A 24216-nucleotide genomic window follows, 5' to 3' on the forward strand; every position below is an offset into this window, starting at 1 on the left:
TGAAGGTCTGTCCTCTCTACGCGCAGGGGCGGCCATTGGATGCAGCAGGCACTGTGCATCCAAGCAGCCGCGCCCGCCGTATGACCTGAGCCTCCCTACCGGATGAACACCATGCGCACTGCCTGGCTGCTGCTGTGCCTGCCCCATGCCGCGCTGGCGGCGCCCTGGCTGCGCAACGAGGGCGTGGCCACCTCGGCGCAGGGCGATCTGCTCTATCGTGAAGTGCACTGGCGGCGCGGCCCATCGGAGGGTGCCGAGCGCTGGGTGCTCTATCAGTGCCCGGATGGCCGCCCCTTCGCCCGCAAGCATCTGCCGGCCAGCGCCCGCCCGCAGGCCCGGGGCTATTCGCTGCAGGACAGCCGTAGTGGGCAAACCGCTGACGTCGACGCCAGTGGCGAGTCGGTGTCCATCGCCTGGAAAGAAGATGCCGCCAGCGAACTGCGTCAGCGTCGGCTTGAGCTGGCACCGGATGCGGTGATCGACACGGGCTTCGACGCCGCGGTGCGCCAGCATTGGCCAGCGCTGCTGCGAGGTGAACGCATCAGCCTGCCCTTCCTGGTGCCGGGGCGGCAGCGCTTCTTCCCGGTGCAGGTGCGGCACACCGGCCCAGTTCGCTGGCAGGGCATCGACGCCCAGGCCGTCGAGGTCAGTCTGGACACCTGGTACGGCGGCATCGCGCCGCGCCTGTCGCTGGTCTATGCCAGCACCGACCGCCGCCTGCTGGAATTCCGCGGAACCAGCAACCTGCGCGATACCCGCGGCACCTACCCACAGGTCACGGTGCGCTTCAGCTCGCCGGTTGCCGAGCGGTCCGCCAACGAATGGCAACAGGCCTGGACGCAACCCCTGGTTGGGCGCTGCAGCGTGATGCCCAAGTGAAGCCGAAATTCTCCACAGCCGGCCGCATCCATTGCGCGCACTGCTGCGTAGAGGAAGACACGACACCCGCCGAGATCCGCCATGGCCTCTGTAGCGCCCCTTCCCCGCCGACGCTGGCGCCTGCTGCGCACCCTGAAGCGCTGGGTCGACACCGGCAGCGCTGCGGACCACGCCGCTGGCGAGCCCGGACGCATCGACTGGCTGCGCGCCGTACCGTTCGCGTTGATGCACCTGGCCTGCATCGCGGTGATCTGGGTAGGTATCTCGTGGACCGCAGTGATCGTCGCCGCAGCCCTCTACGCAGTGCGCATGTTTGCGATCACCGCCTTTTACCACCGCTACTTCTCGCACCGGACGTTCCAGGCATCGCGAACGGTGCAGTTCGTGTTCGCAGTGATCGGCGCGTCCAGCGTGCAACGCGGGCCACTGTGGTGGGCGGCCCACCATCGCCATCACCATCGGCATGCCGACCAGCCACTGGACCCGCACTCGCCGCGCGAAGGCGGCTTCTGGCGCAGCCACATGGGCTGGTTCCTCACCCGCGAGGCATTCGCCACGGATCTATCGCGCGTGCCTGACCTGGCGCGCTTCCCGGAACTGCGCTGGCTGGACCGCTTCGATACGGCGGTGCCGGTACTGCTGGCCGCTGCGCTGTACGCACTCGGCGCCGGCCTGGAGCGCTGGGCGCCCGGGCTGCACACCTCTGGTCCGCAGTTGCTGGTGTGGGGCTTCTTCATCTCCACCGTGGTGCTGTTCCACGCCACCGTCACCATCAACTCGCTGGCCCATCGTTTTGGCCGGCGGCGCTTCGAGACCCGCGACGACAGCCGCAACAACCTCTGGCTGGCGCTGCTTACCTTCGGCGAGGGCTGGCACAACAACCACCATTTCTTCCCTGGCACCGTCCGCCAGGGGTTCCGCTGGTGGGAGATCGACCTGACCTGGTACGGGCTGCGCGCAATGGCGGCCATGGGCCTGGTGAAGGGGCTCAAGCCCATCCCCGAGTGGGTACTGGCCAAGGCGAGGTACTGACATGCGCATCGCGATCATCGGCTCCGGCATTGCCGGCCTGGCCAGTGCCTGGTGGCTGGACGGCGAACACGAAGTGACGCTGTTCGAGGCCAACGATTACCTGGGCGGACATACCCACACCCATGACGTGCAGGTGGACGGCACGCGCATGGCGGTGGATACCGGTTTCATCGTGTTCAATCCCCTGCACTACCCGCTGCTGACGGCACTGTTCGAAGAACTGGGTGTGGCCTCGCAGCCGACCACCATGAGCTTCTCCATGCACAGCGAGCGAAGTGGCGTCGAGTACAACGCCACTTCGCTGGATGGCCTGTTCTGCCAACGTCGCAATCTGGTTTCGCCACGTTTCTGGGGAATGCTGGCCGACCTGCGCCGGTTCTACCGGGATGCGCCGCTGCTGCTGGCGGAAGACGAAGGCCCGACACTGGGCCAGTACCTGCGCAGCCAGCGCTACGGCACCGCTTTCATCGACGAGCACCTGCTGCCGATGGCTTCGGCACTGTGGTCGTCACCGACCGCCACGGTCATGCAGTTCCCGGCCCGCTACCTGGCCCAGTTCATGGCCAACCACCAGATGCTGCAGATGACCGGGCGCGCACCCTGGCGGGTAGTCAGCGGTGGCTCGGCACGCTATGTCGATGCCCTTCGCGCCCGCTGGCGGGTGCGCGAGCGGCTGGAATGCCCGGTTCACTCTGTCGAACGCATGCCGTGGGGCGCGCGCGTGCACAGCGCGGCGGGCGTGGAGGGTTTCGACGAGGTCATCCTGGCATGCCACAGCGACCAGGCGCTTGCCCTGCTGCGTGACGCCGATCCGGCCGAACGCGAAGTGCTCGGCGCCATCCGCTACCAGCCCAACGAAGCAGTACTGCATACCGATGCATCGTTGCTGCCGCGCAACCGCAAGGCATGGGCTGCATGGAATGCACACGTTCCCAGGGATCCAGGCGCGCCCTGTACGGTCAGCTATTGCATGAACCTCCTGCAGGGCCTGCCCGGTGACACCCCGCTGGTCGTGACCCTCAACCGCAGCGAGGCGATCGACCCGGCCAAGGTGCTGCGCAGGCTGCACTATGCCCACCCGGTGCACGATCATGCCGCTATCCGTGCCCAGCAGCGCTGGGCAGAGCTGCAGGGCCGCCGCCACACCTGGTTCGCGGGCGCATACTGGGGCTGGGGCTTCCACGAAGACGGCATCCGCAGCGCCCGCCGCGTGGTGGACGCGATGCGCGAGTGCACCGCGCACCGTGACAGCGTTGTACCCGGCGAGGTGGCAGCGTGAGTGCCAGCGCACTCTACTTCGGGCAGGTGATGCACCGACGGCATCATCCGCAGCCCCACGCATTCCGCTATCCGATCGCGCAGCTGCTGCTCGATCTGGACGAGCTGGAGACCGTGTTCGCTGGGCGCTGGCTGTGGTCGGTCAATCGCCGCAACCTGGCCGAGTTCCGCCGCAGCGACTACTTCGGCAATCCCGCACAACCACTGGCCGATGCGGTGCGCGACCGTGCCGCGTCCACCCTGGGCTATCGGCCTACCGGCCCGGTACGCCTGCTCACCCATCTTCGCTTCGCCGGGCACGTATTCAACCCGGTCAGCTTCTACTACTGCTACCAGTCCGATGGCAGCACCCTGGACTGCATCGTCGCCGAGATCACCAATACGCCCTGGAAGGAACGGCACGCCTATGTGCTGCCAGTCGCCACGGCCACCCACGAAGGCGCCTCGCTGCGCTGGCGGTTCGACAAGCGCTTCCATGTCTCACCGTTCATGCCGATGGATTGCCACTACGACTGGCGGTTCAACTGCCCGGATGATGATCTGCGCGTGCACATGCAGGTCTGGCGCCAAGGCGTTCGCCAGTTTGATGCCACCCAGACAATGCAGCGGCACGCGCTGGATGGCCGCGGGCTGGCCCGGGTCCTGGCCTGCTATCCCTTGATGACCCTGCAGGTGATGGCCGCCATCCACTGGCACGCGCTGCGGCTGTGGCTGAAGCGCAACCCCGTGCATGACCACCCTGCCCTTGCCGAGAAACCGCGATGAACTCGATGACTCCCCTGGTCGCCCTGCCGCGTCCCGGCGCCTTGGATGCCTTCCTGCGCCGCCGCCTGCTGGAACAGCTTGCCCCCATGCGCGACGGCCGCCTGTGCGTGCGTGATGCACTCGGCGAAGTCTGGCTGGGCGAAGCCCATGGCGAACTGCAGGTGACCGTCACCATCGATGACCCGGCGTTCTACCGCAAGGTTGCAGCGCAAGGTAGCGTGGGCGCAGGTGAAAGCTACATCCAGGGCGAATGGCACTGCGATGACCTGGTGGCGCTGATCCGGCTGCTGGTGCGCAATCGCGACCTGCTCGACGGCATGGAGCGCGGCCCGGCCCGCGTGGGTGGCTGGCTGCTGCGCGGCTGGAACCGCCTGCGCCGCAACAGCCGTGAAGGCAGCCGCCGCAACATTGCCGCGCACTACGACCTCGGCAACGACTTCTTTGCCCTGTTCCTGTCGCCGGACCTGATGTATTCCTCCGCCCTGTTCGACACAGAAGACGAGTCGCTGGAATCCGCCTCCCGGCGCAAGCTGGACCGCATCTGCCAGCAGCTCCAGCTCAAGCCGGGCGATCGCGTGGTGGAGATCGGCACCGGCTGGGGTGGTTTTGCGCTGCACGCCGCGCAGCACTACGGCTGCCACGTCACCACGACCACCATCTCCGCCGAGCAGCACGCGCTGGCTGCCCAGCGCGTGCAGGCAGCGGGCCAGCAGGACCAGGTCACCCTGCTGATGCAGGACTACCGCGACCTGCAGGGCCAGTTCGACAAGCTGGTGTCGATCGAGATGATCGAAGCCATCGGCGCGGAATACCTGGACACCTACATGGGCACGCTGCAGCGCCTGCTCAAGCCTGATGGCGTTGCCCTGCTGCAGGCCATCACCATCGAGGACCATCGCTACGAGCAGGCCCGGCGCAGCGTCGACTACATCAAACGCTATGTGTTCCCCGGCAGCTTCATTCCGTCGATCAACGCGATCATGGCCGCCAAAACGCGGTCCAGCGACCTGCAGCTGATCGCCCAGCAGGACTTCGGCCACTCCTACGCGCTGACCCTGCGCGCCTGGCGCCAGCGCTTCCTCGACCGGTTGCCCGACGTGCAGGCGCAAGGCTTCGATACGCGCTTCTGCCGCCTGTGGGAGTTCTACCTGGCCTACTGCGAGGGCGGCTTCCTGGAGCGCTCGATCGGGGTCTCCCATCTGCTGATGGCGCGCCCGGGGCATCGCCCGGGCGCCTCATCGGGCCAAGGCAGCTGAGATGCGCAGATTCTGGCCCAATCTGCTTGGCAACCAGCTGGTCTGGGTGTGCGCCGTGGCCGGCGCCGGGCGCGGCTGGCAGTGGCCGGCGTTGCTGGCAGCCTCTCTCTACATCGGCAGCCAGCTGCTGACGTCGCCGCAACCACGGCTGGATCTTCGGTTGATGGTGTTGGCACTGGCCTGCGCATGGCTGGTCGACGCCAGTGCTGCCGCCAGCGGCACCGTGCGCTATGCCGCCGCCCCGCTGGGCTGGGTGCCGCCTCCCTGGATCATGGCGCTGTGGGCCGCGTTCGCGATGACGATGACCACCTCGATGCGCTTCCTGCTGCGCCACCCTGCCTTGCCGGCCCTGTTCGGCCTGCTGTTGGCACCGCTGGCCTACCTCTCCGCAGCGCGCGGTTTCGATGCGGTCCGCTTCGCCGCACCCACGTGGCAGGGCCTGCTGGTGCTGGGCGCGGGCTGGTGCATCGCGCTTTCGCTGCTGTGCGTCACCGCTCGTCGCGGCTCTCGCACCACCCCGCCCTCCCTGGCCGGAGCATCGCCATGATCAATCTGCTGTGGGTACTGCTGTATGCCGTGCTGGTGATGAGCTGGGGCTGGGCCTGGCAACGCCGCCACCAGAACATCGGCGTCGTGGACGTGCTCTGGGCCAAGGGCGTGGGTGCCTCTGCCCTGCTGCTGGCGCTGCTCGGCGATGGCGCGATGTTGCCCCGGATTGCGTTGGGCCTGCTCGGCGGCCTGTGGGGCAGCCGGTTGGCGCTGCACCTGTGGCGCCGGGTCCGTAGCGAACCCGAAGACGGGCGCTACCGCTATCTGCGCGAACACTGGCAGAGCCACCAGGGCAAGATCTTTGGCTTCTTCATGGCGCAGGCGCTGCTGGTCGTGCTGTTCGCCCTGCCCTTCGTTGCGGTGGCAGCCAATCCCCATGCTGGCCTGACACCGTGGACAGTCGCCGCAGCACTGGCCTGGCTGCTGAGCGTCGGCGGCGAGAGCCTGGCCGACCGCCAACTCGCGCGTTTCCGCGCCGACCCGGCGAACAAGGGCCGCACTTGCCGCGAAGGGCTCTGGCGTTATTCACGCCACCCCAACTACTTCTTCGAGTGGCTGCACTGGTTCACCTATGTGCTGCTTGCCGTCGGCTCCCCCCTGTGGTGGCTGGCGTGGGCCGGGCCGCTGCTGATGTATCTGTTCCTGCGCTATCTCAGCGGTATCCCCTTCACCGAGAAGCAGGCGTTGCGCAGCCGCGGCGACGACTACCGTGCCTACCAGCGCAGCACGCCTATGTTCTTTCCCTGGTTCCCCCGTTCTTCCAAGGAGCATTCCGCATGAGCGCGATCCCGTCACTGAATCCGGCCGAAGATGCGGAAACCGGGCTGATCGCCTGGGCCGAACGCGGGCTGGTTCCCGATGCGGCGCTGCGTGCCGGCATCCGGCGCCTGTGCGCGCAACGCCTGCATGAGGAATCGGCGGGAGGTATCGAGGCACAGTCCGCGCGCTTCAGCCGTCGCATCGCAGAACTGACCGACAGTCCGCTCGCATTGCATACCGACGCGGCCAACCGCCAGCACTACGAAGTTCCCGCGGCATTCTTCCAGGCCTGCCTGGGCAAGCGGCTGAAGTACAGCAGCTGCTACTACCCCACCGGGCGCGAAACGCTGGACCAGGCCGAGGAGGCGATGCTGGAACTCTATGGCCAGCGTGCCGGACTTGCCGACGGCCAGCAGATTCTCGAACTGGGCTGTGGCTGGGGTTCGCTGACCCTGTGGATGGCCGAACGCTATCGGCAGGCCAACATCACTGCGGTGTCCAACTCGCACAGCCAGCGCCAGCACATCATGGCGCAATGCCAGGCCAGGGGCCTGCACAACGTCGAGGTACTGACCCGCGACGTCAACCAGCTTGAGCTGCCCACGGCACGCTTCGATCGCTGTGTCTCGGTGGAAATGTTCGAGCATGTGCGCAACTACCAGCGACTGCTGGCGCACATCGCGCAGTGGCTGAAGCCCGACGGTGCGCTGTTCGTGCACATCTTCGCCCATCGCACGTTGATGTACCCGTTCGAGACCGAGGGTGGCGACAACTGGATGGGGCGCCACTTCTTCACCGGCGGCCTGATGCCGGCCGCTGACACCCTGCTGCATTTCCAGCGCGACCTGCGACTCGATCAGCGCTGGCTGCTGGACGGCACCCACTACCAGCGCACCGCCGACCATTGGCTGGCCAACCAGGATGCGGCCCGCGAGGCGGTGATGCCGGTTCTGGTCGCAACCTACGGCCAGGCGGCGGCGAAGATCTGGTGGCAGCGCTGGCGCATGTTCTGGATGGCCTGCGCCGAGCTGTTCGGCTACGACGATGGCCAGCAGTGGCTGGTTGCCCACTATCTGTTCCGTCCCCGTTGAGGTGTGACATGCGCATGCGCTCCCTGCTTCCCCTGCTGGCCTTGAGCCTGTTCGGTTCCGGCTGCAGTTCCAGCGATACCCGTCCCCTGCCCCGCCCGCCCTCGGTGGACGTGCCGCGCTTCATGGGCGACTGGTATGTGATCGCCCACATACCCTCATGGCCGGAGCGCGAGGCCTTCGACGCGGTTGAGAGCTATGCGCTGCGGCCAGACGGGCGCATCCAGACGACCTTCACCTATCGCAAGGGCAGTTTCGACGCCCCGCAGAAGTCGATGCACCCGGTTGGGCGGGTGGAGAAGAACGGCAATGGCGCGATCTGGGGCATGCAGTTCGTCTGGCCGATCCAGGCTGAGTATGTGATTGCCTGGCTGGACGACGACTATGGCCAGACCATCGTCGCACGCAGCAAGCGCGACTATGTCTGGTACATGGCGCGTACCCCGCACGTGTCGGACAGCGACTACCAGCACGCCGTGGAGCGCATCGCGGCCATGGGCTACGACACCGGCAGGCTCAGGCGCGTACCTCAGTCGGTGCGATAGATCGCCAACCGCCCACCACTCGGCTCGCGGGTGACCAGGCACTTCGGAGTGACGCGTCACATTAATACCCCCCTCGCAGGGTGCCGGCAGCCCTGCAACCCAGGTCACCTGTACCCAGCGAGAGCGCGCCAGGACACTGCGTCCACACGGCTTTCAACCTGACGATACGTCCAGCCCATGGATCAGCTCTTATCGATGGAGCTCATACATCGATCTTTAGGAATAGTCGTAAAAACGCAACAAATTCGATGTTCGACGCGACAGCGGCGCCAGAATGGCGGCCACGCCCACGGGCGCTGACCACCTCCCGCGCATGAATGGATTTCCTGCACCGCGCCGGCTTCGCCTGGCGCTCCTGGACGATCATGAAGTCGTCCGTCGCGGCACCGCCCTGCACCTGTCAGGCGATCTCCGGTTCGACATCGTCGCCAGCCATGGTTGCAGCGGTGCGCTGATCGACAGCCTGCACCGCTTGCCCGTGGATGTGGCCATCATCGATCTCACGCTCGCCCGTGGCGACCTGGGCGGCATCGAGCTGGTTACGCTGCTCTGTCGCGAATTCCCGCGCACACCAATGCTGGCCTTCGCCACGCTCTCTCCCACCACGAATCTCAACAGCCTGATCGATGCCGGACTCGGTGGGTTCGTCAGCAAGGCCGAACCCCTTGCGGCATTGTCCGACGCCATCGTGCGCGTCTTCCAGGGCCTGATCCGGATTCCGCCGGACGTCAGGCTGGCCGGTGATCGCGGCGAGCTCAGCCGCAACGAGCGGGAGGTACTGGAGCTGCTGCTGGAAGGCCTGACCGTATCGGAGATCGCGCTGCGCCGGCACCGCAGCATCAAGACCGTCAGCACACAGAAGGTCGCGGTGCTGCGCAAGCTGGGATTGCGCAGCGATGTGGAGATCTATGCGCTGCGTGAACGGCTGGAGTCTCCGTGAGGCGCCATGCGCCATTGCGCCCGTGCCTGCTGATCCTCGGGTTGCTGGTGCTGCTTCTCCTTCCCGCTGCGTCGGCGGAAGATATCCGGTCACCACGCTGGCTGCCGGGCAGCAGCGTGCGGGTCTCCACCGCCCCGTCCCTACGCCCCGCGCCCGCGGCGATGGCCGATCCGTCATCACCGCCGACGCTCGCCCATGGCTACGCCAACCTGGTGGCGCGTCACGCCCAACTCAGCTTCCTGGAACAGCCCTACCCGACGACCGCCGCATCAATCCTCGCTGTGTGCCATCACGAGGCCGACCTGGTCATGGTGTTTGGCGGTGCGAGACACCAGAAGCTACCCTGCCCCGACCTTGCCGCGTCCAGCCGCTTCCGGGGTGGCGCCACTCTGCTGGCAGGGCGCGCCGGCGAATGGCTGCCACGGGAGATACGCGAGCTCGACGGCCGGGTCGTAGCCGTGGTTGAAGGCGGACCCTACGCCGGCTGGCTGCGCGCGCATCACCCTCAGATCAGGCTGCAGCCCCTGCCTGATCGGTACGCAGCATTGGCAGCAGTGCAATCCGGCGTGGCCGACGTGGCGATTGGCCTGGAATCCACCCTGCGCCCGCTGGTTCGACGCCATTTCAACGGCAGCCTGCGCCTGCAGCCATTCGACAGCGACTTCTCCACCGACCTCTACCTGCTCGTCCGCCAGGAAGACCAGCAGCTGCTTGAACGCATCGGACAGGCATTGCGGGAGATCACACTGGAGGAACATGCGAGCCTGCTCCACCTGTGGGCAGGCCAGACCCTGCCAGCAGCGGCGGGAAACGCACTGGACTGGATGCAGGCCTCGCCCCCGCGCGGCTGGCTGTTGCTGACCCCTCTGCTGGTCGCCCTGCTGCTGTGGCCCATGACCCGTCACCTGCGGGTACGGGGCGACCGCCGCAGCGCGCAGGCCATCGGGATGATCAGTCACGAGATGCGCAATTCTGCGCAGGCCGTACTGGCCTCGATCGAGCTGCTTGGACAATCGGCACTGCCGAAAGGCGAGCGCGATCTGCTCGCCGCTGCCAGCAGCGCCAGCCAATCCCTGCGCGGCCTGTTGAATCGCGCACTGGATTTTTCCCGTCTCGCCAGCGGCGCTTTCAGGCCGCATGCACAAGCCTGTGATGCGACCCAGCTTTGCCGGCAGGCACTGGAGGCCATTCGGCCACAGGCGCAACGGAAAGGGCTGCAACTGCATCTTGATGCCCCGGCCGAACCTTTGCCGATCATTCTGGTGGACATTGATGCGCTACGCCAGATTGCCAGCAATCTGCTGGCCAATGCGGTGAAGTTCAGTGATATCGGCGGCATCGAGCTGCGCCTGCGGCTGCTTCCAGCAGCGCGGCCGCAGGAGCTGCTGATGGAGGTGATCGACAGCGGGATCGGGATCGCGCCAGCACAGGTAGCCGAACTGTTCCAGCCTTTCCGTCAAGGCAACGATGGGCATCAGCGTGGCGGTAGTGGCCTCGGGCTTTCCATTGCACGCGAGCTGGCGCGTGCGATGGGAGGCGATCTGACCGTGCACAGCGTCCTCGGTCGCGGCAGCCGCTTCATCCTGCGCCTGCCGGTGTGCACAGCTGACTCTGCCGAGAGTGTCCGGGACATGCCCGTGGAGGGCACGCCACTGACCGGGCTGCAACTGCTGCTGGTGGAGGACCACGCACTCAATCGCCACGTCATTGCTGAACAGTTGCGGCGCTGGGGCGCCGAGGTATGTGCCCTGGAAGATGCGGCCAGCGCGCTGGCCGAACAGATACGCCACCCCCGCCCTGCCGCGTTGATCGACATCGGGCTGCGTGGCATCGATGGCTACGCATTGGCACGCGAACTGCGCGCCCGTAACGGGCATCCGCTCCGCCTGATCGCCTTGTCCGCCCGCACCGGGCGAGGTCACCACGCACGTTGCCGTCGCTCGGGTTTCGACGCGGTGCTGGCCAAGCCGCTGCGCGCCGCCGAACTGCTCGCTGCGCTGGGCATTCCGGCGCCGGAGAGCGTGGACGCACTTGAGCAGGTGACTGAAATGGACGCGGCCTACAGCGCCGACATCTGCGATGAACTCAGCAGGATCGAGCGGATTGTCGATCATGCGGACGCATCGGCGCTCGGTCATCACGCGCACCGATTGCAGGGCGCGCTACAGATGCTGGGTCAATGCGAGCACGCCGCCGTCGCGGCCGAGCTGGTCGATCTGGCGCAGGACGCCACGCCAGACTGGACCGACGCACGTCGCCTGCTGTGCGTACTGCAGGCCGGACAGGGCGCCCGCGTCGCGGGAACCCTGCCCAACCCCTTGATCACGCGGCCAGACGCTCGACCTGGCGACGGGTCAGGTCATTGAAGCGACCCAGCGACATCAGGTGCTGGTGGATCAGTGCCAGCCAGCCACTGCGGTGCCACTCGACCACGGTTGCTTCCGGCAGCGCCACGAACTTCTCGACGTCCACGACCAGGAAGCCGTTGAGGTTGAACTCCCGGCCATCCGGGATACGCACGGTGGCGTTGCGCTCCACCAGCAGGCCGTTGTCGACCAGGGCCTTGGAGAAAGCCTGGGTCTGTTCGTGTTCGCGGGTGTACTGGCCGCAGAATTCCAGGGCCTGCTGCACCATCTCGGTCGCCTTGCCGTCAACGAACAGCGGCTGGCCTTCCTCGCCCCCCTTGACCACGCGCGGGCTCTCTTCGTCGATGCCCAGCAGGAAATCATTCTCCGCACCGGTGTCGATGAAGATGAAGGGGTGGCGGCGCAGGTAGGCGGGAATGTAGGCCTCGTCTTCCCACAGGCCATCCTTGATGAACAGGTTCTGGTCGGACACGCCCACGGCAGCCATCGGAACCGCGCTCGGGCCGGCAAACAGGATCGGGAAGTGGTGCAGGGCCAGCGAGAACTCGCCCAGCACCAGCGGAATGGCATTGTTGCCGGCGGCAAACTCCAGCTTGCCCGGCAGGATGCGCAGATCGGCATGCACATCGGCCTGCAGCGGCACCGGGCGGGTATAGAACAGGGGGGCGCCGCTCGGCGCCGCTTCGGTGGTGGTGTCGCTGGTGGTGGTCATGTTGGGAACCGTTCGATCATGCGCGCCTGCCATCCCGGGCACGCCAGCGGGAACAACCTGAATCCCGCATTATCAACAAGCTCGATGACAACGGCCACCCCATCGGCGAACTATTTCAGCTGCAGGGGGTAGCGCTGCCAGAGCACGTGGACCAGGAAACCGGCCAGCTCGGTGTCGCGGGCACTGACCGCCGCACGGATCTTGTCCAGCAGCACCATGTCGCTGCAGGAACGCACGTCGGCATGATTGGCCTGCCCTGCCCTGCGCGCACGATAGCGCGCCGCCCGCTGCGCATCGCTCATCGCGTACCCGAACTTGGGCGGACGACCGCGCTTGCGCGGCAGGGTCAGCTCCAAGGTTCCGGGGTCTTTGTCATCACGCATGAGAGGGGTGCGGGCGGCGGCGAGCAACGGGGGGTGCGCAATTTATCGTGAGGCATCACTTTAATCCAGCTTTTTCTACAGATTTGTTGCGATGCAGCGCCAATGTTGCCGTGTCGGTGCGGATCCATCCACGCATGGCGTGGATCTACTGCAGAGCTCGCGACCCGGTCACCCGGTAGATCCACGCCATGCGTGGATACGGAAACCCGAACAAAAAAATGGGAGCCCGCGAACGGGCTCCCCTCACCTTGCCTATGCCGCGCGTACTGGCTCATAGCCGTGCAGGTGCGCCTCACTGCTGGCCCGCCCCTGGCTGAGCGAACGCAGCGAGGTGGTGTAACCCACCAACTGCGCCAGTGGCGCGAAACCACTGACCTCGGCACGACCGTCCTGGTCCTCGATGCGGGCGATGCGGCCATGGCGCCGGTTGAGGTCGCCGACCACATCACCCACCGACGCCGACGGCGAATGCACCGTCACCGCCATCACCGGCTCCAGCAGCTGCGTGCCACCCTCGGCCAGCGCCGCCTTGATCGCCTCGGCGCCTGCGCGATGGAATGCCATCTCCGAAGAGTCCTTGGCATGGGTCTGGCCATCGACAAGACTGACCTCGATGCCGACCACCGGATGTCCCTGCGGACCTTCCGACAGCGCAGCACGCACGCCCTTTTCCACCGCCGCGATGAAGCTGCGCGGCACCACGCCACCGACGATGCGGTCGTTGAACACGACAAGGTCGTCGTCGCGCGGCGTCACATCCAGCACCACGTGCGCGAACTGGCCCTGGCCACCGGTCTGCTTGACCAGCCGCCCGACGACACCGGTCATCGGGCGCATCGGCGTCTCCTGGTAGGCCACGCGTGGCGCACCTACGGCCACGTCGACCTTCCATTCGCTGCGCAGGCGCTCGACCATCACTTCCAAGTGCAGCTCGCCCATGCCCCAGACCAGGGTTTCACCCGTTTCCCGGTCCGTTTCCACACGGAACGAGGGGTCTTCCTGGGCCAGGCTGGCCAGTCCCTGCGCCATCCGGATCAGGTCCGCCGCACGCGCCGGCTCCAACCGCCAGGCCAGCACCGGCGCCTGGGCCTGGATGTTCTCCAGCCGCAGCGGCTGCGCACGGCTGCTCAGCGTCTCGCCACTGACCGCATCCTTCCAGCCCAGTACCGCGACGATGTCACCGGCCACGGCCTGCTCGATGTCATGGGTCTGGTCGGCCTGCACCCGCACCAGGCGACTGACACGCCGCCCCTGCGGATGCTGCGAACTGGCCACCGCGTCGCCCACCTTCAAGGTGCCCGAGTACAGCCGCACAAAGCTCAACGCGCCGTGCTGCTGGTGGGTGATCTTGAACAGCAGGCCCGCCAGTGGACCGTCCGGATCCGGCGGCAGCATCACCTCGCCCTCATCGCTTTCGGCGCTGACAGCAGGGCGATCCAGCGGCGACGGCAGGTAATCGACCACGGCATCCAGCAGCGTCTCGATGCCCTTGTCCTTGAACGCAGCACCGGCCAGTACAGGCACGCCTGCACCTGCCAGCGTCGCCCGCCGGATCGCCGCGCGCAGCATATCGGCACCAATCACGCGACCTTCCAGCCAGGCATCGGCCAGTTCTTCGTCATGATCGGCCACAGCTTCGACCAGCGCATCGCGCTGGGCCTGCCATTGGGCGCGCGCCGCTTCGTCCCACGGGGTCACCGTGGTTGCGCCGCCCTCCTGCCACTGCAGCACGCGCTCATCGACCAGATCGACCCAGCCATTGAAGCCGCTTTCGCTGCCCAACGGCACGCCCAGCGCCCACGGCCGCGCGCGCAGCTTGTCCTGCAGCTGCTCCAGCACGCGCTCAAACGAAGCGCCTATGCGGTCCATCTTGTTGACGAAAGCGATCAGCGGCACGCGATGGCGACGCGCCTGGCGCCACACCGTCTCGGACTGCGGCTGCACGCCGTCCACGGCCGAGAAGACGGCCACGGCACCGTCGAGCACGCGCAGTGAACGTTCGACTTCGATGGCGAAATCGATGTGGCCGGGGGTATCGATCAGGGTCAATCGATGCGCCGGCAGGTCGCGCGGTGCCCACTGCGCCTGCACGGCAGCCGCGCCAATGGTGATGCCACGTTCGCGCTCGATCGCCGAGAAGTCGGTGGTCGCATTGCCGTCGTGCACTTCGCCGACGCGATGGATTTCGCCGCTTTTCCACAGCAGGCGTTCGGTCAGCGTGGTCTTGCCGGCATCGATGTGGGCAATGATGCCAAGGTTGCGACGGCGGGAAAGGACTTGGGTGTTCATGAGAAAGGTTCCTGCAAAGCCAACTTCGGGGGCCGCGCACCCCGGTTGGCGACAGGGTGCGCGGCTAGCGTTCGGTCTCGGCGATCTGGTGCATGGCACGTTCTCCTTGCGGTACATCGGGTTAGCGGAAATGAAACTGCAGAAACGAAAAGAGCGCCCCGAGGGGCGCTCTGTGGATGATCCAGCGGTAGCCGCTTCAGCGGCACCGTGGGGCTCCAGGCAGACACGCCCATTCCGCGCTTGCGCGGGTCAGGGTGAAAAACTTCAGGAGCGGCATCCGGTTCATGGGGCGCATTCTAGACCTGCCAATCTGGCGCGCAAGTGAATATTGCAGACATAAATAGAACGATGAGGCCGACAAAGATCGGGGTCAGATCCCTTTGCCCCTGGCAAAGGGATCTGACCCCTGGCGGCCCTTACTTGCAGCCGTGCAGCTTGCGCGCCTCGGCCACTGTCGCAGCCTGGTCATCGCCCATCGAGATCCAGCCCTTCAGCGACATCGCCGGATCTACATGCGGCTGGCGCGCGCCACCGCGGACCACCACTTCGGTCCAGCTGCCCACCGGCGCCAGCTCGGACAGGCGTGCCGCCTGGTCGTCCTCGGTGCTGAACATGTCATCTGGACCCGCCTGAGGCGTGGTATTCACGGTTTCCGTCTTACGGGTCCGGACCCGAAGTGCGCCGTCCGGGAGCCGCTGACTGATCACGTCGTAGCGCTCGATACCGTATGCCCAGCTGTTCTCGCCAACACTGCGGGTCTCGCTACCGTCATCCGCCACGGTTACCACCTCGCCTGCCGGCCCGACAACGCCCGCGACGGCCCCCAGGCCGGACATCAGTGCCTGATAGACGATCATCTGCCGCTGCTCGGTGGTCAATGCTCCGGCCTTGAGTTTGGCGGCAGGAATCTTCAGGTACGCCGCTTCACTGCACAGCACCAGCACCTGCTGGTCGTCCCAGCTCACCGACATTTCCTCGTTGGCAAAGTACTGCGTCTTCATCGACGTCACTGCGGCACCGTCGCCACTGGAATGCCGGGTTTCGATCAGCGAGGCATTCTCGGCCGCGTTGGTCAGCGAAACCTGGGAGGTCGAAGCTGCATGGGCTGCGCAAACGGAAGCAATCATCGCGGCAAGCAGCACGCTGCGGGTAACGGTGCGGAACATGGCATCAGTCCATTGAAGAAAACGAAGCCTCCATGATACCCGGAGCAACCTGGCGGACGTTCGCTCAGGTCACCACCACCAGCGGCACCCCACGACGCGGATGCTCCAGCACCACTACATCCTGCTGGTACACGCGCTGCAGGTTGTCCTCGGTCAACACCTGCAATGGCGTTCCGTCGGCCGCCACGCCACCCTGCTCCAGCAGCACGATACGGTCGGCATAGCCGGCCGCCAGATTCAGGTCATGCAGTACCACGATCACGCACGCACCGGCTTGGGCACAGGCACGCACGCTGCGCAGCGTGCGCTCCTGATGGCGCAGATCCAGCGCAGCAGTAGGCTCATCCAGCAGCAGCAATGGCGTGTCCTGTGCCAGCACGCGCGCGAACGTGGTCCGGGCGGACTCACCACCGGACAACTGCTGCACCTCGCGCAGGCGCAGCGCCTGCAGTTCGGCGGCATCGATGGCAGCTTCCACCTGCGCGTCGTCCACACGCGGATCCGGCGGATGCGGCAATCGCCCCATCGCCACCACCTCTTCGACGCTGAAGGCAAAACGCACGCCGTGCTCCTGCGGCATCACCGCGCGCTCGCGCGCCAGCGGCCCTGCCTTGTAGCTGGCCAGCGGCCTGCCCAACAGGCTCACCTCGCCCGCATCGGCGCGCAGGTCGCCGGCCGCGACCGCCAACAGCGTGGACTTGCCCGCACCGTTCGGGCCCACCAGCGCGGTCACCGTACCCGGTTCGAACGCCAAGGAAATGCCCTGCAGGATCTCACGTTGCTGGCGGCGCACCACCACCTCGTGCAGCTTCAACAGCACACTCATGGCACCGCCTTGCGGCGCTGCTGCAGCACCAGCCAGAGGAAGAACGGCGCACCCAGCGCCGCCGAGAACAGGCCCAGCGGAATCTCCGCGGGCGGATCCAGCGTGCGCGCCGCGGTATCCGCCACTACGATCAGCACTGCACCCAGCAGGCCGGACAACGGCAGCAACCAGCGATGGCCGGGACCCACCAGCAGGCGCGCCACGTGCGGCACCACCAGGCCGACGAAGCTGATCGAGCCCGCAAACGCCACCGCCGCCCCCACCAGCAGCGCGCTGAACGCTACCAGTCGGCGCCGCGTGCGGGTCACATCCAGCCCCAGATGCTGGGCCTGGCGCTCGCCCAGCGCCAGCATGTCCAACGGCGTTGCCAATCGTTGCAACGCGAACACGCCAATCGCAAACAGCGGCACCACCGCCACCACATCGGCCCAGTTGGCACGTGCCAGCGAGCCCATCTGCCAGAACACCAGCGACTGCAGTTCGCTTTCGCTTGCGATATAGGTGAGAAAACCGATCAGCGCCGAACAGAACGCCGCCATCGCGATACCGACCAGCAGCAGCGTCGCATTGCCACTGCCCTTGCCCGGCCGCGCCAGCGCATAGGTCAGGCCGATGGCCAGGGCGCCACCGACAAAGGCGGCAACCGGCACCAGCCAACCGGCGGCACCGGCAGCGCCGAGAACAATGGCAGCCACTGCACCCAGCGCAGCACCCTGGCTGACACCGACGATGCCGGGGTCGGCCAACGGATTGCCGAACAGGCCCTGCAGGCTGGCACCGGCCATCGCCAACGACGCACCGACCATCGCGCCCAACAGGGCACGCGGAATACGCAGCTGCCAGACCACCGCCAGATCGCGGCTGCTGACCGCCTGCGGATCAAGCAGGCCCAGCTTCACCGCCAGCGCCTGCATCACCTCCAGCGGTGGCAACCGCAGCGGGCCCACGGCGAACGACGCCAGCACCGCCCCCAGCAGTGCCAGCAACGCCACCATCAACATCACCCGCCCGCGACGGCGGCGCTGATCCGCTGGACTCATGCCTTCGGCAACGCTGCCAGGGCCTTGGCCAGCGCCAGCGCGCCCGCACCAGAACCCACGCTGGTGTACTTCAGCTGCACATCCGGCATCACCCAGACCCGGTTGGCCTGCCCGGCCGGGGTCTGCTTCAGCGTCGGGTACGCCTTCCACAGGCCATCGGCACCGCCGAACAGCTGCAGGTCGTGCTCGGTCACCAGGATCACTTCCGGTGCCGCCGCGACAACGCCCTCGTTGCTCAGCTGCGAGTAGTTCTTCACCCCGGCCTCGGTGCCGATGTTGATGCCGCCGGCCAGGGCGATCAGCTGCGCCGAGGCGCTGTCGGCACCCGCAACGGTGGGCGAGCCGCCAGCGCCGGTCGCCGATACGTGGATCAGTCGTGGCGCATGGCCCAGGCCCTTGCCAATCGCTGCAGCCTCGTCGAGCTGGCGCTGCACCTGCGTGGCCAGTGTTTGCCCCGCTTCGGCCAGCCCTAGTGCCGCAGCGACCTTGCGCACCTTGTCCGGCGCCGGCTGCAGGTCATCGATGACCACCGCCGGCTCGCCCACCTCGCGCAGCTTTTTCGCCAGCTCGGTGTGGCGGCGCAGGCTGTTGCCGAGGAACAGCGAGCCCTGCAGGCTCAGCACGCCTTCCACGCCCGTGGTGCGGTTGAACAGGAACTGGTGCGGGGCAGCCAGGCCGGCCTGGGTGGTGGTGTTGGTTGGCGCAGCGAATACCTGCTTGCCCAGTCCCAGCGCCTCGATCACCGCGATGACGTCGTCACCACCGGCAATGATCCGGCTGGCGTCGGACACTTCAATGTCAGCACCGTCATCGGAATGCACTTTGGCCGGCAGCACGGCCCTCTGTTCATGCACCGCTGGCATCTCGGCACCGGCCACGCGCTGCCAGCCTGCCGGCAACGCGGTTTCGGCAGCAGCTGTTGCGGCAGGCGGCTCGGCAGTCTTGTGGCCATCAGACGGCGTTGACGAGCCACTGCAGGCGGCCAGCGCCAGCGAAACAGCCAACGGAAGCGCACACGGGCGCAGACGGGACGCGATGTTCATGGACGTTCTCCTTGCTGGCAGGGCGACGCGCACGCCGCCCTGCCCTGTCACTTACTGATTCGGGGTGATGCGGGTGATGCGGTCACCCTTCGGATCTTCGGCGCCACGTGACTTGTTCACCGCAAACACGTTGCCCTTGCCGTCGGCACGCACATGGTTTGGAAGGGTGCCGCCATCGAGGTTGGCCACCACCTTGCCGTCGCCGTTCACCACCGTGACCGTACCGGCGCCACGATTGCTGACATAGGCCAGGCAGGAGGCATCATCGAAGGCGACGTTCAGCGCGCCAGCGCCGACCGGCACGTCATGCAGCACCTTGCCGGATGCCACATCGACGATCAGCAGGTTGTCGGTGCCCTGCGAGGCCACGTACAGGCGGTTGCGTGCTGCGTCGAAGGCCACGCCAGAGGCGCTGATCGAATTGCCCAGGTCGATGACCTTGTCGACCTTGCCGCTGGCCACATCGATCACCGCCGCTTCCGGCGTGCCGATGCTGACGGTGAACAGCTTGCCGCCCTTCTCGTCCAGCACCAGGCTCATCGGGGTGAACTTGCCATCATCCACGCCGGACTCCAGCGTCACCTGCGGCAGTTCCTTGAACGTCTTCGCATCAAACACCGACAGGTGGTCCTCACCCGTGGCCGAAGCGAACACCTTGCCGTGGGTGCCGTCGACCACCACGTCGCGCGCATGCGGCACGGTGTCGACGGGGAACTGGTGGACCAGCGAGAGGTCCTTCTGGCGGTACACCGCAATCGAGTTCTGCCGGGTATTGGTGACCCAGACATTGCCATTGGCGTCATCCACGCCCACACCGTAGACCGCATAGACCGCGCCGTTGGTGCTGCCCGGCACCTGCGCCGGGGTGATCGCCTTGATCACCTTCAGCGACTTCGGATCCAGCTTCAGCAACTGCGACTGGGTCACCGGCGGACGGCCCACCGCCGAGGTCACGAACACGGCATTGCTGGCGGCGCTGTAAGCGGACTGATACAGCCCCGGCACCAGCTTGTTGGACTGGGTGGCGAACTGCGCCTGGCCGGACAGCGGCAGCTGCGGCGACACGCGCAGCTTCAGCACCGTGGCCGCAGCCGGCTGGCTGGCGCGCACCACCACCGGGTGGGTGCCCGGCACCGCATCGGCCGGAATGCTCAGTTGGGTCTTGAAGTTGCCGTCGGCATCGACCACCAGCGGCTGCGTATTGAGCACGCTGTCGCCACGCAGCAGGCTGACCTTCTGGCCCGGCACGAAGCCGCGACCAACCACATCGGCAGTGCTGCCGGGGACCACGTTCTCACCGCGCGAGACGACCTCACCCTTGAAGGTGGCGTTGGCCGGCTGATCGAACACCGGCTGGGCGGTGGCGGTCACCGCCAGCAGCAGACCGGCGGCGAGAGAGGTAAGGCGGAAAGACGGATGGAACGACATGGCAGGCTCCTTGCACACGTAGGCCGCGCCACGTGGCGCGGGATTCATCGGTTGCCTGGGCCGCTGCACGCCGGCAGCCTCGCCTGGGTAGTGGGGTCGCACGGCATGGCGCGCGAAGGCATTCATTCGGCGGCACTGTCCCCGCCATTGGGCGCGCCATCGCCGGCGCTGCGGTCGGACACGCCATACAGTTCATGCAGCGCAGCGTGGAACGATGCCGGCAGCATCGGGCCGTGGCCGAGGCCATCGAACTCGCGGTACTGCACGCTCAGGCCCGGCACCTTGCCCAGCCGCTCGGACAACTGCATCGCCGCATCCGGGGTGGCGCCACTGATCCGGCGCAGGTGCGCAACCACGCGCGGGTTGCTCATATCGCGCTTGCCGCGATCACCGACGCGCTCGGCGCCGCCCAGCATCAGCCAGAGCTTGGCCGGCTGGCCGTGCACGTTCTGCACGAACTGCTGCTCCGGATCACCCAGCGCCGCGCCCTGGCTCCACCACAGCGACGGACTGGCTGCCAGATAGGACTGGAACGCGGCAGGTCGCGTGTACAGCGCATTGAGCACGAACAACCCGCCCAGCGAATGGCCCCACAGCGCCTGCTGCCGCGTATCGATGCGTGCGCGACGCTCGACTTCCGGCTTGATGCGACGCTCGATCACATCCAGGAAAGCCGCAGCGCCGCCGCCGACGACCTGGGTCGTGCCGCTCTCGTCGTCGGCACGGTCGATCCACGCGGTGTAGTCGCGGGTACGCGCCCTGGAATCGATGCGCAGGTCGTTGTCGTAGCCGATCAGCACCAGTACCGGCGGTGCCTTGCGCGCGGCCAGCTCGGCCAGCAGCGGCTGGTCCAGCACCATGGCCACGGCATTGCCATCCAGCGCGTACAGCACCGGGGATGGGGTCTTGCCGGCCTTGGCCGGAATCGCCAGGTTCACCCGCCAACGGCGCTGCTGGTCCGGGCTGTCCACCACGAAACGTTCAAAGCGATAGCTGGCCGCCGGCTCGTCCAGCACGGTGTGGCCGATCTTCTGCAGCGGATTGCGCTGCTGCGCATTGGCGTAAGGAGTGGCCAGGAGCAGACCCATCATCATGGCAGCCAGGCCGCGGGCCAATGGGCCACGGCGCGAAGGCAGGACGAAAAGCTTCATCAGCGGCGGCAGGAGCGGCCGATGGCCGCCGGTTCATAGGGGACCGCAGTCTACCTTAAACGCGAATGATTATCACATCGATCGAACGTCACGCTGTGTATCACGCGCGCGATGCGTTCATTTTCCCGGTTGCGCCGGAAACACCGGATCCACTATTTTGCCGGACAGCGGGGCGCAGGAGCGCCCTTCCCTCGCAGGGCTGCGGATGGATGGGCAATCGAGCCGCCGGCCGCGCCCTGTCCTTTGCCAAACCCATCCACGCATGGCGTGGATCTACTGACCACCATCCACGGGAATGAATCCCGTGACTGCGAGAACACCTTGAAGCGCACCGCCCTGATCGCCCTTTCCCTCGGCCTGATTGCACCGCTGGCCGCCCATGCCGCACAGGATCTGTCAACGCTCTACCAGGCCTTTGAAGAGGCCGGCAATTCGTCTCTCGGCATGGACGAACTCAACCAGACGGTGACATTCACTGCCGTGGCCCTGGGTGTCTCCAGCAACCTGGCGGGCGAGCCGCTGATCGAGGCCGGCGACGACCAGGGCAATGTCCTGGCCCGGCTGACCAGCGACGACGAACAGCAGGCGGCCAAGCTGGGCGCACTGGAAGAAGGCGCGACTTTCACCGCAAGCTGCACGCTGCAGTTCAGCTCGGGAACGGAATACCTGTCCTTCGGCGACTGCAGCATCAAGTAAGAAAGAAGCCGGCGAAACGCCGGCTTCGTTTTCCCGCCCTGTAGAAGTCGAGCCATGCTCGACTCACGCAGTCTCACGGCCCCGCAGGCACCGGGCCGTAGACGTTCTCCTGCGGTGTACCTGGCAGCAGCGCGAACACGAAGATCACCAGGCCACCGAACGGAACGAAGGCCAGCAGGTACATCCAGCCCGACTGGTTGCAGTCGTGCAGTCGGCGCACGGTGACGGCGATGACCGGCACGAACGTGGCCAGCCAGAACACGACGAACAGGATGATCGACGCGATGCCCAGCACGTCGGACTGCATCACCAACCCGGCGATGAGCGGGACCATCAGGACGGCCGAGACGATCAACAGGAACAGCTGGAACATCCAGTACTCGCGACGGTTGGCACGACCCTCGAACTGGGCATAACGCTTCAACGGCAGAATCATTTCCTGCACGGCATCAATCCATTACCCCTGTAGAGCCGAGCCATGCTCGGCTGCTGTTCCAGGAGGTACCTGCAAGCCCGGGCAAGAGCGGAGTCGAGCATGGCTCGACGCTGCATAAGCCGGCTCAGCGCCCCTTCGCGGCCCTCGCCGCCTCACGTTCGGCGCGCAGCCGATCAAGCTTTTCCTTCAGCTTGATCTCCAGGCCCCGCGGCACCGGGTTGTAGTACACCCGTTCGCCCATCGCATCCGGGAAACCGGTCTGGTCCAGCGCGATGCCCCCCTCGGCATCGTGGTCGTACTGGTATTCGGCGCCATAGCCCAGCTCCTTCATCAGCTTGGTTGGCGCATTGCGCAGATGCAACGGCACCTCTTCGGTACCGCTCTGGCGCACGTCGGCCTTGGCCTGGTTGAACGCGGCATAGCCCGCGTTCGACTTGGCGGTGCTGGCCAGGTACAGCACCAGCTGGGCGAACGCGAGCTCGCCTTCCGGGCTGCCGAGCCGCTCGTAGATGTCCCAGGCTTCCAGCGCCATGCTCTGCGCGCGCGGATCGGCCAGGCCGATGTCCTCGATCGCCATGCGGGTCAGTCGACGTGCCAGGTAGGATGGATCGCAACCGCCATCGAGCATGCGGGTCAGCCAGTACAGCGCGGCATCCGGATTGGAACTGCGTACCGACTTGTGCAGCGCTGAGATCTGGTCGTAGAACTGCTCGCCGCCCTTGTCGAAGCGGCGGGTACGATCGGCCAGCACCTGGGTCAGGGTCTGCGGGGTGATGCGACCCCCTTCCCCACCCGCCAGTTCGGCGGCGATTTCAAGAAGGGTCAGTGCGCGGCGCACGTCACCATCGGCAGCGGTGGCGATTTCCAGCAGCAGCTCGGGCGCAACCTCGATACCCTCCTCGCCCAGGCCGCGTTCGCGGTCGCCCAGCGCGCGTTCCAGCGCCTCGACGATATCGGTTGGCGATACCGCTTCCAGCACATGTACGCGGCAACGCGACAGCAGCGCCGAGTTCAGCTCGAACGACGGATTCTCGGTGGTGGCACCGACGAACAGGATCGTGCCGCGCTCGATGTGCGGCAGGAAGGCATCCTGCTGCGCCTTGTTGAAGCGATGCACCTCGTCCACGAACAGCACGGTGCGCCGGCCTTCGGCGAACCGTTGCGCAGCCTCGGCCAGCACCTGGCGCACCTCCGGCAAGCCGGACAGGACGGCGGAGATGGCACGGAACTCGGCATCGGAGTACTCGGCCAGCAGCAGTGACAGCGTGGTCTTGCCGCAGCCCGGCGGGCCCCACAGGATCATCGAATGCACGCGCCCGGATTCGACCGCGCGACGCAGCGCGCTGTCCGGCGCCAGCAGGCGCTTCTGCCCGACCATTTCGTCGAGGGTGCGCGGGCGCATGCGCTCGGCCAGCGGGCGCAGATGTTCCCGATCAACGCTCAGCAGATCGGGGCCGGGGAAGGAAGTTGAACGATGTCTTGCCACCCGCTCATTGTACCGCGACAAGGTGACGACGATTCCGGTAGTGCCGGCCGCTGGCCGGCAGATCAAGAGCGTGCCAACCAACGGTTGGCACCCACCAGGGCAC

Annotated in this window: 23 protein-coding genes; 12 read left to right on the forward strand and 11 right to left on the reverse strand. The window is 66.5% G+C overall.

Going from position 1 to position 24216, the window contains the following annotated elements; genetic code table 11:
* Positions 1-111 precede the first annotated feature (111 nt).
* The 11 genes from HMPREF3114_RS04285 (at position 112) to HMPREF3114_RS04335 (ending at position 11457) form a co-directional block, all read left to right on the forward strand.
* Positions 112-879, forward strand: a complete 768-nt coding sequence (locus tag HMPREF3114_RS04285; RefSeq protein WP_053496700.1) for a hypothetical protein — start codon at positions 112-114, stop codon at positions 877-879.
* A gap of 81 nt (positions 880-960) precedes the next feature.
* Positions 961-1911: an acyl-CoA desaturase gene (locus tag HMPREF3114_RS04290; protein ID WP_053496655.1), complete on the forward strand. Its 951-nt coding sequence runs from the start codon at positions 961-963 to the stop codon at positions 1909-1911.
* A gap of 1 nt (position 1912) precedes the next feature.
* A complete protein-coding gene (locus HMPREF3114_RS04295) occupies positions 1913-3190 on the forward strand; it encodes an NAD(P)/FAD-dependent oxidoreductase (protein WP_053496656.1) in 1278 nt (425 codons plus the stop codon).
* A complete protein-coding gene (locus HMPREF3114_RS04300) occupies positions 3187-3954 on the forward strand; it encodes a DUF1365 domain-containing protein (RefSeq protein WP_053496657.1) in 768 nt (255 codons plus the stop codon). The genes HMPREF3114_RS04295 and HMPREF3114_RS04300 overlap by 4 nt, the downstream gene beginning before the upstream one ends.
* Complete coding sequence (locus tag HMPREF3114_RS04305) at positions 3951-5210, forward strand: SAM-dependent methyltransferase (RefSeq protein ID WP_005416508.1); 1260 nt, start codon at positions 3951-3953, stop codon at positions 5208-5210. Before HMPREF3114_RS04300 ends, HMPREF3114_RS04305 begins: the two co-directional genes overlap by 4 nt.
* A gap of 1 nt (position 5211) precedes the next feature.
* Positions 5212-5757 carry a DUF2878 domain-containing protein gene (locus HMPREF3114_RS04310; protein WP_070489214.1) on the forward strand — a complete coding sequence of 182 codons (546 nt, stop codon included), beginning with the start codon at positions 5212-5214 and terminating at the stop codon, positions 5755-5757.
* Positions 5754-6539 carry a DUF1295 domain-containing protein gene (locus HMPREF3114_RS04315; RefSeq protein WP_053496659.1) on the forward strand — a complete coding sequence of 262 codons (786 nt, stop codon included), beginning with the start codon at positions 5754-5756 and terminating at the stop codon, positions 6537-6539. Before HMPREF3114_RS04310 ends, HMPREF3114_RS04315 begins: the two co-directional genes overlap by 4 nt.
* Positions 6536-7609 (forward strand): SAM-dependent methyltransferase, encoded by a 1074-nt coding sequence (locus tag HMPREF3114_RS04320; RefSeq protein WP_005416505.1) that lies wholly within the window; start codon positions 6536-6538, stop codon positions 7607-7609. Before HMPREF3114_RS04315 ends, HMPREF3114_RS04320 begins: the two co-directional genes overlap by 4 nt.
* An 8-nt stretch (positions 7610-7617) precedes the next feature.
* Positions 7618-8151 carry a lipocalin family protein gene (locus tag HMPREF3114_RS04325; RefSeq protein WP_005416504.1) on the forward strand — a complete coding sequence of 178 codons (534 nt, stop codon included), beginning with the start codon at positions 7618-7620 and terminating at the stop codon, positions 8149-8151.
* A gap of 313 nt (positions 8152-8464) precedes the next feature.
* Positions 8465-9091: a response regulator transcription factor gene (locus tag HMPREF3114_RS04330; RefSeq protein ID WP_053496660.1), complete on the forward strand. Its 627-nt coding sequence runs from the start codon at positions 8465-8467 to the stop codon at positions 9089-9091.
* Positions 9092-9252: 161 nt separating this feature from the next.
* Complete coding sequence (locus HMPREF3114_RS04335) at positions 9253-11457, forward strand: ATP-binding protein (protein WP_229765974.1); 2205 nt, start codon at positions 9253-9255, stop codon at positions 11455-11457.
* Here the strand turns inward: HMPREF3114_RS04335 and HMPREF3114_RS04340 are convergent.
* The 9 genes from HMPREF3114_RS04340 to HMPREF3114_RS04380 form a co-directional block, all read right to left on the reverse strand.
* Positions 11414-12169 carry a SapC family protein gene (locus HMPREF3114_RS04340; protein ID WP_053496662.1) on the reverse strand — a complete coding sequence of 252 codons (756 nt, stop codon included), beginning with the start codon at positions 12167-12169 and terminating at the stop codon, positions 11414-11416. The two genes, HMPREF3114_RS04335 and HMPREF3114_RS04340, sit on opposite strands and share 44 nt — an antisense overlap.
* A 110-nt stretch (positions 12170-12279) precedes the next feature.
* Positions 12280-12552, reverse strand: a complete 273-nt coding sequence (locus HMPREF3114_RS04345; RefSeq protein WP_005409616.1) for a hypothetical protein — start codon at positions 12550-12552, stop codon at positions 12280-12282.
* Between the two features lie 252 nt (positions 12553-12804).
* A complete protein-coding gene (gene fusA, locus HMPREF3114_RS04350) occupies positions 12805-14841 on the reverse strand; it encodes an elongation factor G (RefSeq protein WP_053496663.1) in 2037 nt (678 codons plus the stop codon).
* Between the two features lie 416 nt (positions 14842-15257).
* Positions 15258-16007, reverse strand: a complete 750-nt coding sequence (locus HMPREF3114_RS04355; RefSeq protein WP_053496664.1) for a hypothetical protein — start codon at positions 16005-16007, stop codon at positions 15258-15260.
* Positions 16008-16071: 64 nt separating this feature from the next.
* Positions 16072-16833 carry a heme ABC transporter ATP-binding protein gene (locus tag HMPREF3114_RS04360; protein WP_053496665.1) on the reverse strand — a complete coding sequence of 254 codons (762 nt, stop codon included), beginning with the start codon at positions 16831-16833 and terminating at the stop codon, positions 16072-16074.
* Positions 16830-17873: a FecCD family ABC transporter permease gene (locus HMPREF3114_RS04365; RefSeq protein WP_053496666.1), complete on the reverse strand. Its 1044-nt coding sequence runs from the start codon at positions 17871-17873 to the stop codon at positions 16830-16832. Before HMPREF3114_RS04365 ends, HMPREF3114_RS04360 begins: the two co-directional genes overlap by 4 nt.
* Positions 17870-18916 (reverse strand): heme/hemin ABC transporter substrate-binding protein, encoded by a 1047-nt coding sequence (locus tag HMPREF3114_RS04370; protein ID WP_053496667.1) that lies wholly within the window; start codon positions 18914-18916, stop codon positions 17870-17872. Before HMPREF3114_RS04370 ends, HMPREF3114_RS04365 begins: the two co-directional genes overlap by 4 nt.
* A 51-nt stretch (positions 18917-18967) precedes the next feature.
* Complete coding sequence (locus HMPREF3114_RS04375) at positions 18968-20344, reverse strand: YncE family protein (RefSeq protein ID WP_053496668.1); 1377 nt, start codon at positions 20342-20344, stop codon at positions 18968-18970.
* Between the two features lie 122 nt (positions 20345-20466).
* The gene (locus tag HMPREF3114_RS04380) at positions 20467-21495 is read right to left on the reverse strand and encodes an alpha/beta hydrolase (RefSeq protein WP_053496669.1); all 1029 of its coding nucleotides are present in this window, start codon (positions 21493-21495) and stop codon (positions 20467-20469) included.
* Positions 21496-21816: 321 nt separating this feature from the next.
* On the opposite strand from HMPREF3114_RS04380, the gene HMPREF3114_RS04385 reads away from it, so the two are divergent.
* On the forward strand, positions 21817-22191 hold the full coding sequence (locus HMPREF3114_RS04385) for a hypothetical protein (protein WP_053496670.1): 375 nt from the start codon (positions 21817-21819) through the stop codon (positions 22189-22191).
* Positions 22192-22264: 73 nt separating this feature from the next.
* On the opposite strand, the gene HMPREF3114_RS04390 is transcribed toward HMPREF3114_RS04385, so the two are convergent.
* Together HMPREF3114_RS04390 and HMPREF3114_RS04395 are read right to left on the reverse strand one after the other, a co-directional pair.
* Positions 22265-22636 carry a DUF805 domain-containing protein gene (locus HMPREF3114_RS04390; RefSeq protein ID WP_026346975.1) on the reverse strand — a complete coding sequence of 124 codons (372 nt, stop codon included), beginning with the start codon at positions 22634-22636 and terminating at the stop codon, positions 22265-22267.
* 115 nt (positions 22637-22751) lie between these two features.
* The gene (locus HMPREF3114_RS04395) at positions 22752-24029 is read right to left on the reverse strand and encodes a replication-associated recombination protein A (protein ID WP_227836677.1); all 1278 of its coding nucleotides are present in this window, start codon (positions 24027-24029) and stop codon (positions 22752-22754) included.
* Positions 24030-24216: the final 187 nt, after the last annotated feature.

The organism is Stenotrophomonas sp. HMSC10F07 (assembly GCF_001807895.1).
Classification (GTDB): Bacteria; Pseudomonadota; Gammaproteobacteria; order Xanthomonadales; family Xanthomonadaceae; genus Stenotrophomonas; species Stenotrophomonas sepilia.